9 protein-coding genes are annotated in these 12789 nt (G+C 55.2%); 8 read left to right on the forward strand and 1 reads right to left on the reverse strand.

The features are described from left to right. The first annotated feature begins 241 nt into the window (after positions 1–241). Together CSR02_RS11315 and CSR02_RS11320 are read left to right on the forward strand one after the other, a co-directional pair. The gene (locus tag CSR02_RS11315) at positions 242–2164 is read left to right on the forward strand and encodes an autotransporter assembly complex protein TamA (RefSeq protein ID WP_042786635.1); all 1923 of its coding nucleotides are present in this window, start codon (positions 242–244) and stop codon (positions 2162–2164) included. Then, entirely contained in the window at positions 2164–6393 is a 4230-nt protein-coding gene (locus CSR02_RS11320) for a translocation/assembly module TamB domain-containing protein (protein ID WP_099541682.1), read from the forward strand. Before CSR02_RS11315 ends, CSR02_RS11320 begins: the two co-directional genes overlap by 1 nt. A gap of 55 nt (positions 6394–6448) precedes the next feature. On the opposite strand, the gene CSR02_RS11325 is transcribed toward CSR02_RS11320, so the two are convergent. After that, entirely contained in the window at positions 6449–7261 is an 813-nt protein-coding gene (locus CSR02_RS11325; protein ID WP_099541683.1) for an exodeoxyribonuclease III, read from the reverse strand. 105 nt (positions 7262–7366) lie between these two features. Between CSR02_RS11325 and CSR02_RS11330 the strand changes: the two genes are divergently transcribed. From CSR02_RS11330 to CSR02_RS11355, 6 genes are all read left to right on the forward strand, one after another. Next, positions 7367–8428: a dipeptidase gene (locus CSR02_RS11330; RefSeq protein ID WP_099541684.1), complete on the forward strand. Its 1062-nt coding sequence runs from the start codon at positions 7367–7369 to the stop codon at positions 8426–8428. 257 nt (positions 8429–8685) lie between these two features. Next, positions 8686–10599 carry an excinuclease ABC subunit UvrC gene (uvrC, locus tag CSR02_RS11335; RefSeq protein ID WP_099541685.1) on the forward strand — a complete coding sequence of 638 codons (1914 nt, stop codon included), beginning with the start codon at positions 8686–8688 and terminating at the stop codon, positions 10597–10599. Positions 10600–10700: 101 nt separating this feature from the next. Continuing rightward, entirely contained in the window at positions 10701–11270 is a 570-nt protein-coding gene (pgsA, locus tag CSR02_RS11340; protein ID WP_042786630.1) for a CDP-diacylglycerol--glycerol-3-phosphate 3-phosphatidyltransferase, read from the forward strand. A 184-nt stretch (positions 11271–11454) separates the two neighbouring features. Beyond that, on the forward strand, positions 11455–11982 hold the full coding sequence (locus tag CSR02_RS11345) for a hypothetical protein (RefSeq protein WP_099541686.1): 528 nt from the start codon (positions 11455–11457) through the stop codon (positions 11980–11982). Positions 11983–12045: 63 nt separating this feature from the next. Continuing rightward, a complete protein-coding gene (gene moaD / locus CSR02_RS11350; protein WP_099541687.1) occupies positions 12046–12309 on the forward strand; it encodes a molybdopterin converting factor subunit 1 in 264 nt (87 codons plus the stop codon). Between the two features lie 6 nt (positions 12310–12315). Beyond that, a complete protein-coding gene (locus CSR02_RS11355) occupies positions 12316–12786 on the forward strand; it encodes a molybdenum cofactor biosynthesis protein MoaE (RefSeq protein ID WP_099541688.1) in 471 nt (156 codons plus the stop codon). The last annotated feature ends 3 nt before the right edge of the window (positions 12787–12789 follow it).

The following is a 12789-nucleotide window of genomic DNA, read 5'->3' on the forward strand; positions in this document are numbered from 1 at the left end:
TCTGCCAGACACAGCTCTGTCGGACAAACGCGCCTAGCAGCGCAGATGGAATGAAAAAGCATGCGCTCTCTTACCGCGATTTTAGGCGGCGGGACAATCCATCACCCAATTTATGCGTAACAGAAGTTGTTTTGGACGTCGGCACCGCATTTTTGTCATGGTATGTGCATAAAAGGATTTGTAAGCAGAACATTCGCAAATAGGTGCAGGCAGATTATTGGTGAGGACACGCAAGAACAACATGCTGAACAGGCTTGCCCTTACCGCGAATCGTGTTCTTGCAGGTGCGGCCTTGTGGGGGGCATCCTCCTGCCTGACCTGGGCGGCAGACCCGCAGCCTTACACCACCAAGCTGGTACCAACCGGAGAATCTGATCTGGATACGGCTATCAAAAGCTCGTCCGATCTTCTGTCTCTTCAGTCCACGCATGCGGTGGGGCCATTTGCTTTGGCGGGGCGCGTGCATAATGAATATGAGCGTTTGCGCACGGCGCTGGAAAGCTGTGGCTATTATGCGGGCACGGTGCACATTACCCTCAGCCGGAATGGCGGGAAGGATGCCGTGAAGATGGACGGGATGTCTCCCGCTCTGTCGCAATGGATCGAATCTGTACCTGCGGGTGAAAAAATTCAGGCCGAGGTGAAGGTGGACAAAGGGCCGCTTTTTCATCTGGGTACGGTTACGCTGGTGGATGATAAAACCGGCAAGCCCCCAACGTTAACGGAAGACCAAAAAAAGGCTTTTGGTCTTGCACCGGGCCAGCCAGCCGTTGCCAAAACTGTGCTGGATAGCGGCAGTAACCTGATGGATGCCTTGCGTGAAGATGGGCATGCGTTGGCAACGGTGGAAAAACCCAAAGCCTATCTGGAGCCTGCCACACATACGCTGAACATTACTTACCCGGTTACCCCCGGCCCGGTGCTGAATATCGGCAAGATAGACACAACAGGCTTAAAGCAGGTGCATGAAAAGTTTGTGCGCCGCCGTATGACCATACAGGAAGGGCAGCTTTATCAGCCTTCCAAAATTGAAAATGCCCGGCAGGATCTGGCCTCTGTTGGCGTATTTTCCAATGTGACAGTGCAGGATGCCTCCACCTACGCGGTGGACGGCACCATGCCGCTGGACTTCAGCTTTAAGGAAGCCAAACGCCATTCCGTGGCGGCAGAAGGCGGGTATTCCACAGATCTGGGGGCGCGCGCCGGTGGATCATGGACACATTATAACCTGTTGGGTAATGCAGAGCGCCTGCGCCTTACCGCTTTGATTACCGGCCTTGGTGGCTCTGCCCAGCAGGGGTTGGGTTATGATATTTATGCTGATTTCTTCAAACCCGATTTTTTGCAACGCAACCAGAATTTGAGCGCACGTATTGAAGGGCTGCGGCAGTTGTTCTGGTCTTATCGGCAGACGGCATTTTTAATTCGTGGTGGCATTACGCGCCCATTGGCCAAAAACTGGAACGGCAGCTTTGGGCTGATGGCAGAGCAGGAAAAGATTGAGCAGTTTGACGTAACGCGTGATTACACCATTGTTTCCGCACCACTTTCCGTCATGTTTGATAATACAGGGGTCGGCAACCCGATTGAACCTGCAACCCACGGCGTGCGGGCCAGCATCAGCATTACGCCTTCTGTTTCCTTGGGTAACAAGGGCAGTGGCACCTCGTTCTTTGCCATTCTGAATGGCATGGCCTCCACGTATTATGATCTGCACCATCTGGGTATCAGCAAACCGGGCAACAGTGTTTTGGCCTTTCGTGGCATGATCGGCAGCATCCAGGGGGCGAGTACGTGGGATATTCCGCCAGATCAGCGCCTGTACGCCGGTGGCAGCTCTACTGTGCGTGGCTTTCGCTGGCAGGGTGTGGGGCCACAATACAAAAACACCCGCTATGCCATTGGGGGCACATCGCTTGATGCCGGGAGCGCTGAATTCCGCCAGAGGCTGATCGGGAACTTTGGTATGGCGGCGTATATAGATGCAGGTCAGGTTGGCAGCAGCAGTTTGCCGTTTACCGGCAAGCTGCGCGCGGGCACAGGTGGGGGGGTGCGCTATTATACGCCTATTGGCCCCATTCGGCTTGATGTGGCCGTGCCAATTAACCGCGCCCCGCGGGGCGATAAGTGGGACCTGTATATCGGCCTTGGGGAGACATTCTGATGCCCGATAGGCCAGAACCCATTCTGCCACGCACGCCAGATAAACCAGCCCGTCCGTTATGGCGGCGCGTGGGCCGCATTGCCCTGATAACCGGGGGTTCTCTGGTGGGTGTGGCCGGTCTGGCTGTGGCGGTTTTGCTGGTAGGGGCCAATACCGGACCGGGGCGCAAAATGCTAATGCACCAGACATCTGCCCTGACAGGCGGAATGATCGGGCTTTCTGGCATGTCCGGGCGTTTCCCCGATAACTTCCGGCTGGATACGCTGGAAATTCGCGATAAGCAGGGGGCGTGGCTTACGCTGCATAATGTGGCGCTTGATTGGTCCCCTTTGGCCATTGTGGGGCGCACGGCACGTATTTATGCCGTTACGGCTGATGAATTGGATATTCCGCGCCTACCTGTTTCTGACCCGTCCAAGCCTGCGGCACCTTCCAAAAGCTCACCTTCTGCGCTGCATCTGGGGGTGGATATACGTAAACTTGCGGTGGGGCGCATAAATGTGGGGGCCGCACTTGCGGGTTCTCCAGCCAGTTTTTCCCTGTCCGGGCAGGGAAAGCTGTCCAATATTGATCCGGTTATCAATGGGCTAAGCCTGCCATCTCTGCCGGGTGCGGATATCGCGTTGCACCTGAAAAGGCTGGATGCTGCCGGGCAGATTGATCTGGCCACAACCACGGGTAAGGGCAAGCTTGGCCTGCATCTGGATGCTAGCGAGGGCACAGATGGTTTTGCCGCCACGCGCCTGAAAATGCCGCAACTGGTGCCTTTGGCGCTCAAACTGGATATTAACGGACCGCCTTCTGCTGCCGTTTTGGGTTTTGCGGCGACTGCGGGAGATATCAAAGCCCATGCAGATGGCGTGCTGGACTTGCTTGCAGAAAAGCTGGGCAAGCTGAATGCAGGGGTGGATGCCCCCGCCATGTCACTTTCGCCCGATCTTGCATGGGGCGGTATCCATCTAGATGCACAATTGCATGGCAAGATGGCCGCGCCACTGGGCACGGCACAGGTGCAGGTTGATCAGCTTGCTGCATCTGGCGCTGGCGTGGGCACGCTAAAAGTGCAGTTTTCTGGCGAGAACGGCAGTGCCGATATGGCCAATTTGCTGCATGTAATGGCCACGGCAGATGGCGTGCGCCTGCCCGGAAAGGCCCCAACGCTGCTGGCTTCCGCCCCGTTGCAGCTTGATGCCCGGCTGGAGCCACAAAAGCCGGGTAAGCCGCTGGCTTTTACACTGTCTCACCCTTTGCTGGATCTGTCAGGAAACGTACAGGCAGCCGCGCCACAACGCGGCACGGTAGCATTAAAACTGCCCGATCTGCTTCCGTTTGGTGAAATGGCAGGAACGCCCTTGCGTGGCAGCGCAGGTATGAACGCACAGTTTGACCTGCCAGCAAAACCGGAAGGAGATACGCACCTTACGGCAGATGGCACCTTGGCTATTACAGGCGGGCAGCCTCAGGCTGCCGGGCTGATTGGCCCAGATGGCAAGTTTGCTCTTACAGCTACTATGCGGCCTTTGGCGGCCCAGGATAAACTGCCCGCCTCCAAACAGATTGATCTGCAAAATCTGAGTGTGGATGGCCGTGCCCTCAACCTTAAAGGGGGTGGGCAGGTGAATACAGGCCGAGACATGGATCTGGCGTTTGATCTGGGCCTGACCGATCTGGCACGGGCATTGCCCTCCCTGCGCGGGGCGCTCACGCTGGCTTTGCAGGCTAAAGGCCCGATGCAGGATTTTACTGCCACTCTGCATGCAAAGGGAGACCCCGGCACTCCCACCATGCCGCGCGGCCCGATAGAACTGGATGCCAATGTGCAGCATCTGCCTACGGCGCCAGAAGGTACAATACAGGCGCAAGGCACATTAAACCGCGCACCGCTGCTGCTGGATGTGGCTCTGGCCCAGAGTGCACAGGGAGACAGGCAGGTTGATATTCGCAAACTGTCCTGGAACAGCGTGGCCGGGCAGGGGCAGCTTTCTCTCCCCACGGGTGAGGTGGTGCCGCTGGGTACGCTGGACCTGAAGGTGGGGCGTTTGGCAGATTTCCGCCCACTTATCGGGCAGGCCATATCTGGCGCGCTGGCGGCTTCTGTTAAAACCACGCAGGTGGCGGATAAGCCTCAGGTAGCCCTCAAGCTGGATGGCAATGTGGCCATGCCCAATGTCAAAATTGGATCTCTGGCTTTGGCTGGCACGGTCAAAGACCCCGCAGCACACCCCAATGCGGATCTTACGCTCAAACTGGGTGGGTTGTCTGCTTCAGGCGTAACCGGGCAGGCGCGCTTAAGCGCCAAGGGGCCGGATAACGCCATGGCGTTAACAGCTCAGGTAGGGCCTGCAAGCTGGTCTGGCAGCCCCTTGATTCTGGATACTGCCGCCCTGCTGAATCTGCCTGCCAAACAGGTCAAGGTGCAGCGCCTGAATGCCACGGCCAAGCAGGAAACATTGCGCCTGTTGGCCCCGGCGCTGGTCTCATTTGGGCCGACAATGGGGGTAGATCGGCTGCGGGCCACGTTGGTAACAGCAGGTAGCCAACCCGCCACTATTGATATTGCGGGCAAGGTCAAACCTTCTTTGGCGGTTACGGCAGATATTCGTAATCTTACGCCTGCGCTGGCGCATCCATTCGCGCCAGATTTCAAGGCATCTGGCACAGTTTCCGTTCAGGCCAAGGTGGCAGGAACGTTAAATGCTCCACAAGGGCAGGTGAAGCTAACCGGGCGCGATTTGCGTATGGCGGGCAGTTCTGCTGCCGCTTCCATTCCGCCGTTGCATGTAGATGCTGCCGCCAATCTGGCGGGCAGTTCCGCCAAGGTGCAGGTGGCGGCAGGTGCTGGCCCCAAGTTGAATGTGAATGTGGGCGGCACAGCTCCGTTGAATAAAACCGGCCCCATGAACCTGCGTGTTAATGGCAATCTGGATTTAAGTATTGCCAATGGCATTTTGGGTGCGCAGGCTCGGCAGGCGCTGGGGCAGGCCCAGATGGCGCTGCTGGTTGCGGGCACCGTGTCCTCTCCTCGTATAACGGGCACAGTTGATCTGCGTGATGCCGATGTGCAGGATTTTGCCCAGGGCTTCCATTTGGCCAATATCAACGGTCGCGTGGTGGGTGAGAACGACCGGGTGGTTATTCAGAACCTTACGGCCAAGGCGGGTGATGGCAGTTTGAATGTAACCGGCTTTGTAGGCATTGGCGCTCCCGGTATGCCGCTGGATATTCATTTGCAGGCGCATGATGCTCAACCCGTTTCCAGTGATCTGCTGACTGCGGTGATGAATGCGGATATTGCCGTAAAAGGGCAGGTGCAAACCCGTATGGATGTTGATGGCACGGTGGATTTGCGGCGTGTAGAAATCAATATTCCCAATTCTTTGCCATCTTCCGTGGCGCGGCTGGATGTTGTGCGCCCCGGTGATGCGCAAAAGCAAGTAGAAGCCGCCAAGGCAGAAGCCACAAAGGCAGCCGTTATTGGGCTAAATCTCAGCCTGACATCCCCCGGCAAGTTTTTTGTGCGTGGGCATGGCCTTGATGCAGAAATGGCCGGTAGGCTGAAAGTGGCCGGCACAACACAGGCTCCGCTTATAAGTGGCGGGTTTGACCTCAAGCGCGGCAACTTTGATCTGGCAGGTATTTCGCTCAACTTCACCAAAGGGCGGGTGGCCTTTAATGGGTCTGGCGTTGGCCACAAGATGGATCCGACGCTGGACTTTGAGGCCGACCGTGCCGTACAGGGCCAGACAGCCATGCTGAAAGTGGGCGGTTATGCCAGCGCGCCCAAAATTACATTTGAATCCATGCCGCCTCTGCCGCAGGATCAGGTTCTGGCTATGCTGCTGTTTGGCACAGATGCGCACTCGCTTTCCTCCACGCAGATGGTGGAGCTGGGCACGGCGCTGGCCACACTTACAGGGCTTACCCCGTTTGACCCCATGGGCACCATTCGCAAAACCTTACATCTGGACCGTCTGGCCATTGGCGGCGGTTCTGGGGTGGGGAATGGTGGCACCAGTGTTGAGGCCGGTAAATACGTGATGAAAGGCGTTTACGTAGGCGCCAAGCAGGCCACTTCTGGTTCTGGCACGCAGGCGCAGGTGCAGGTTGACCTTACCAAACACCTCAAGCTGAACACAACGGTGGGCACAGGCGGCACCGTAACCGGCTTTACTACCCCGGAAAACGATCCGGGCAGTAGCGTTGGGCTGTTGTGGCAGTATCGTTATTAAGCATTCAGACGGATATTTGAGACGCCCGTAAAAAGGAGCGTCTCAAAACCGTGCGTTAGTCTGAAAGGCTGAAATCTACCACGACAGGCACATGGTCGGAGGGGCCTTCCCAATCTCGTGCCTCACGCACAACTGTCATGCCGTGCAGATTGGGCAGGAGGTCGGGCGTCATCCATACGTGGTCCAGACGGCGGCCGCGGTTAGATTTTTTCCAGTCCCGGTTGCGGTAAGACCACCACGTATAAAGTTTTTCGTCTGCTGGTACAAAATGGCGCATGGCGTCCACAAAGCCGGTTTGCAGCCAGCGGTTTAGGCGTTCTGTTTCTGCTGGTGTATGGCTGACAATTTTAAGAAGTTGCTTGTGGCTCCATACATCGTGCTCAAGTGGCGCGATGTTGAAGTCTCCCACCAGCACCGTACGACTGAGAGGGCGAGACTGAAACCACTCGGTCACTTCTTCAACAAACGCCAGTTTATGGGCAAATTTGGGGTTGGTTTCCGGGTCTGGCTCATCCCCACCTGCGGGGATGTAAAAGTCGTGCAGCTCCACATCGCCTTCTGGCGCGCATACGGTGGCCGCCACGTGGCGGCAATCTTCCTTGCCGTACCATACAGGTGTTTGCGTGACAGGCTTTAACGGATGGCGCGAAAGAATGGCAACGCCATTATAACCTTTCATGCCCCGATAATGCAGATGCTCAAAACCCAGAGCCTTTACGCCATCTTCGGGAAACAGGGGGTCTGGTACCTTGGTTTCCTGTAGGCACACAACATCCGGGGCGAGGTGCCGCACCAGCTTTTCAAGCAGAGGCAGGCGCAGGCGGAGGGAATTGATGTTCCATGTTACTAATCGCATGTGCCGTGGCATGACGGATTGCAGTTTGCAGGGCAAGCAAAAACAGGCGCATAAGTGGGGCAGATGGAACCCGGCTGTTCCCTTGTAATTTCATGTAACAGGGCCATTTTTTAGATTATGACAACCCAACCTTCTTCCGTATCTGCGGATGCAGTTGCGCTGCATCGTGCCTTGTTCACTCTGGATAGCCATATCGATATTCCGTGGCCTGATCGGAATGATGCGTTTGAAGATACGGCAGACAGGCGGGTGGATCTGCCCAAAATGCAAAAGGGCGGTATGTCTGCCGGGTGCTTTGTGGCGTATATCGCTCAGGCAGCTATAGACCGGGAAGGACATGCGCAGGCGCAGCAGCAGTGCTTGGCCATGCTGGATGCCATAGGCCGCATGCAGGGCACTCATAATGGCGTCAGTGCACGTGTTTGCTCTACTGTGGCGGATATGCGCGCTGCGTTTGATGAAGGTGTGCTGGTTGTTGTTCCGGCCGTGGAAAATGGCTACGGCATGGGGGATGATCCCGCATTGCTCAGGCAGTTTCGGGCCAAAGGTGCGCGGTATGTCACCCTCACTCATAATGGCCATAACGCACTGGCAGATGCGGCCATTCATCGCCCTAGCCTAGGGGATGCGCCACAGTGTCACCATGGCCTTTCTGCCCTTGGGCGTGAAGCGATTGCTGAAATGAACCGCCTTGGCATTGTGGTGGATGTATCTCACTCCTCCAAACAAACCATGCTTCAGGCTGTGCAGGTTTCTGCTACTCCTGTTGTGGCTAGCCATTCCTGCGTGCGTACCTTGTGTGATCACCCGCGCAATCTGGATGATGAGCAGTTGGATGCGCTGAAGGAAAGTGGCGGTGTTATCCAGATTACGGCCATGCCCGCGTTTTTGAAGCCCAAGCCGGAGGAAGGCAAACGGCAGGGTTTTGTAGCTGATCTGGTGGACCATATTGATTACGTTGTGCGTAGGCTGGGGCCAGAATACGTAGGTATTTCCTCAGATTTTGATGGTGGTGGTGCGCTGGAAGATTGGCAGAATGCCACGCAGGGCGTGAACATCACTTCTGAGTTGATGCGCCGTGGTTATGACAAAAGTGAAATTGCGGCTTTCTGGGATGAAAACTTTTTGCGTGTACTGGAAAAGGCGGAACAGGTGGCAGAACAAAGCAGGATTGCATGAGAACAAAAAACTGCAAAAATTGTCCACTTCCTCTCTTGACACCCCGTATTTTCAACAAAAAGTTCAAAAACCACAGGGTGTCAAAAAACCGCAACACATTAAATCTTTTGAAATCAGTGAGTTGGTGGGAATGACCAAAAACTGTGCAATCTGCTGAAAGGGCTGACTTTCTGCGGTTTATGATGAGTCAGCCCCAGCTGTTCCACAGAGTTATCCACAAAAACGGTGGATGAAATTTCTCCCACGACCAAGAGCGTATAATGACAGGTGATTCTTCCCCTACAGATATCCGGCCTGTGGCGCAGGAACAGGCAACTCCGGCTTTAAAAGGGGTGGAGGCCATTCGGCATGCGCTTAAAACCATGCCGCTTTCGCCCGGTGTGTACCGTATGCTCGGGGCTAAGGGGGAGGTGCTGTACGTTGGTAAGGCGTTAGCGCTTAAAAAGCGCGTAACATCGTACACCCATATCAACCGTCTGCCTGAACGGCTGCGGCGCATGGTTTCTGAAACGGTGGCAATGGAAATTGTGATCACCCATACAGAAGCCGAAGCCCTGCTGCTGGAGGCCAACTACATCAAGCGCATGAAGCCGCGCTTCAACATTCTGTTGCGGGATGACAAAAGCTACCCGTGGCTGATGCTAACAGATGCACATGCTTTTCCGCAAATTGCCAAGCACCGCGGCAAGGCCGTTAAAGGGGCCAGCCTATGGGGGCCTTTTGCCTCGGCGTGGGCTGTTAACCAGACGCTCAACCTGATCCAGCGTGTTTTTTTGCTGCGTTCCTGCACAGATGCGGTTTTTAACGCGCGCACCCGGCCATGCCTGCTTTATCAAATCAAACGCTGTTCTGGCCCATGTGTGGACCGGATAGATCAGCAATCCTACGGGCAACTGGTAGAACAGGCGCGGGATTTCCTGTCCGGCAAGGATACAGCGCTGCGTGAAACTTTGGGGCAGGAAATGAATGCCGCTGCAGAAGCGCTGGATTTTGAGCGCGCTGCCGTGTTGCGAGATCGTATTCGTGCGCTGGCACAGATGCAGGAATCCAGCGTGATCAACCCTGCATCTCTGCAGGATGCAGATGTGCTGGCTCTGTGGCAGGAGGCCGGACACGCCTGTATTCAGGTATTTTTCATTCGCGGGGGGCGCAATAATGGCAGCCGCTCATTCTTTCCGGCCCATACGCAGGATGCCGCGCCCGCAGATGTGCTTTCGGCCTTTATCGCGCAGTTTTATGATGACAAACCCTGTCCGGCCCAGATTTTGGTGAACTACGAACTGCCAGAATCTTTGCTGCTCACAGAGGCGCTCTCTCTCCGTCGTGGGCGCAAGGTGGAAATTCTTACCCCGCAAAGGGGAGAGAAAAAGCAGGTGCTGGATCATGCTGTAACAAACGCGCGCGATGCACTCAGCCGCAAATTGGCCGAAACCGCAGGGCAGGCCAAATTGCTGCAAGGTGTGGCTGATGTTCTGGGGCTGGATGCACCACCAGAACGTATAGAAGTGTACGATAACAGCCATATTCAGGGCTCGCACGCCTATGGGGTGATGATTGTGGGCGGGCCGGAGGGCTTTAACCGCAAGGCGTATCGCAAATTCAAAATCAAAGGCCCTGTTACACCGGGGGATGACTTTGGCATGATGCGCGAAGTGCTGGAGCGTCGCTTTGGCCGTGCCCTGAAAGAAGCGGAAGAAGGAGATACTTCCAACTGGCCGGATGTGTTGCTGATTGATGGGGGCGCTGGGCAATATTCTGCCGTGCGCAGCGTGCTGGATGATCTGGGCGTAACAGGCGTAAAACTTGTGGGCATTGCCAAGGGGCCAGACCGTGATGCCGGGAAGGAATGGTTCTACACAGAGGACAAAGAGCCCTTCCAGCTCGATTTGCGTGACCCCGTACTGTACTATCTGCAACGGCTGCGTGATGAGGCCCATCGTTTTGCCATTACCACCCATAGGTCTGGCAGATCCAAAACACTGGTAACATCGGAACTGGATGATGTGCCCGGTATTGGGCCAGCACGTAAAAAGCTGTTGCTGAACACATTTGGTTCAGCACGAACCATCAAACAGGCTGGTTTGGCAGAGCTGGAGGCCGCTCCTGGTATCAGCAGGGAAACCGCACGGGCCATTTATGGCCATTTTCATCCAGACTGGACACCAGAATAAAATTGGCAGGTGAGCATTGCACAGGAATTCTGGGTGCCTGACATCTTTGCGATGGCATAAGCCATTCCAGCGGTGCAGGAAATAGGTTACTATATTCCGCAATGCTGACAGATCTGCCGAATGTCCTGACAATTTCGCGTATTGTAGCCATACCCATAGTGGTCGCTCTGGCTGCATGGGGAAGCCCGCGCACAGATGCCTTGGCGTGTCTGCTGTTTATTCTGGCAGGCATAACTGATTATTTTGATGGCAAGCTGGCGCGTTCCCGCCATCAGATGTCAGATTTCGGGCGCATGTTTGATTCCATCGCAGATAAGTTACTGGTTGGGGCCTGCCTGATGGTTCTGGCTGGTTTTGCGCGCCTGCCTTATCAGGGGCTTTGGCCAGCCATTATCATTCTGTGTCGTGAAATTCTGGTTTCCGGCATGCGGGAATATCTGGCCGAACGGCGCGCGCGCTTACCCGTAACCCGTCTGGCAAAATGGAAAACCGGCTTCCAGATGACAGCTATCGGATTTTTGCTGGCGGGTGATGGCACCGGGGCGCTGCTGGGTATGCCATGGCTGCCTGTTGCATTTATTGGTGCTGTATTACTTTGGATTTCTGCGGTTCTTACATTGATAACTGGGTGGGATTATTTAACAACTGGCCTACGCCATGTTGAAATGTAAAAAACTTTGTTACTATTTTAGTAATAGCCTGTATCTATTCCGGAAAAATAACTTCATTTTGCCACATCGACTTGTGTCTGGTGTATAAACCGTTATTTAGCATGGGTGCGGTTATAAAAAGCCGTGATCACAGATAGTGAATGATTCGCTGGCTGTTGAGAGATGATGATTGCGGAGTCAGGGTATGCGGAAAGCCGCTCTTCTAGGTTTATGTATGATCGTGAGCGGATGTGCAGGCTTTGACAAGTTTTGCTCGGATACAACAACTCTGCCGGGTGAAAATCCTAATGCCCCATCGGGGGAAGATCTGAACATGCGGCGGATCAGGGGGCAATCTGCCGTAGATGTTCCCATTCTGCCAGAAGGTGGCAATATGTGGCCCGGCCCTCCAACGCCACTCCCTACATTGGAAGATGTTGAAAAAGATCGTGGCGGTACCGTGCTGGGTGGTGAAGCAGTAACCGGCCCGCAACTGTCTGACGGTCAGGAAATGAGCATTGGCGAAAAGGAAGATATTCGCCACGGGGTTGTCGGGGGTGGTGCAGCCGGCAAACTGCCAGATATGGAACCGGATGTTTCCAGCAAATACGGCGCACATCGGGGCGTGGGCGCGCCTATTGAAATCCCGAATGATGATGGCACGATTACCTTGATCCAACCAGATGGATCCGTTAGCACCATCAAGGATAACCGTTCCACCGTGCATCATTAATTGCCACGTTGCCTCGGGCAGGGTTGGTGAACGGATGAAAACGCAAACCACAACAGGCAGATCATGACGGGCCATGTAAATATTCTTTATTTTGCTGCCCTGCGGGAGCAATTGGGGCGCGAAAGCCAACAGGTTCCCCTGTCCGCCAATGGTCAGTCTGTGGCGGACCTGCTGCGTGTACTCCGCCAGCATGATGCCATGCTGGATGAGGTGTTTGCTGCTACGCCACGTATTCGTGTTGCCGTTAACCAAAAGCTGGGTGGGTTTGATACGTGCGTACAACCCGGTGATGAGCTTGCATTTTTTCCCCCCATGACAGGCGGCTGATATTTCATGTCTGTGCGTGTTCTAGTGCAGCAGGCGGCTTTTGATACAGGGGCCGAAACAGCACGTCTTTCCAGCCTTTCTGATCATATTGGCGGTATGGGCCTGTTTATTGGCCAAGTACGCGGGGGTGATGGGTTGCTTAGCCTCACGCTGGAACATTATCCGGGTATGACAGAAACAATCCTTAACCAGCTTGCGCAGGAAGGCATGCAACGTTTTAGCTTGCTTGGGTGCACGGTTATTCACCGTGTTGGCAGGTTGAAGGTGGGGGAGCCTATTGTGCTGGTTGGCACGGCTGCGGCACATCGGGGGGCTGCGCTTTCGGCCACATCGTTTTTGATCGACCGGCTTAAAACAGGTGCGCCTTTCTGGAAGAAAGAAGAATTCGCCAATGGCCACGCCGCGTGGGTGGATGCGCGGGAGGAAGATGAGCATGCAGCAGCCACATGGGGGCAGATGCCGCCTTCATCTTCCTGAACC

It is taken from the genome of Acetobacter pomorum (assembly GCF_002738225.1).
Taxonomy (GTDB): domain Bacteria; phylum Pseudomonadota; class Alphaproteobacteria; order Acetobacterales; family Acetobacteraceae; genus Acetobacter; species Acetobacter pomorum.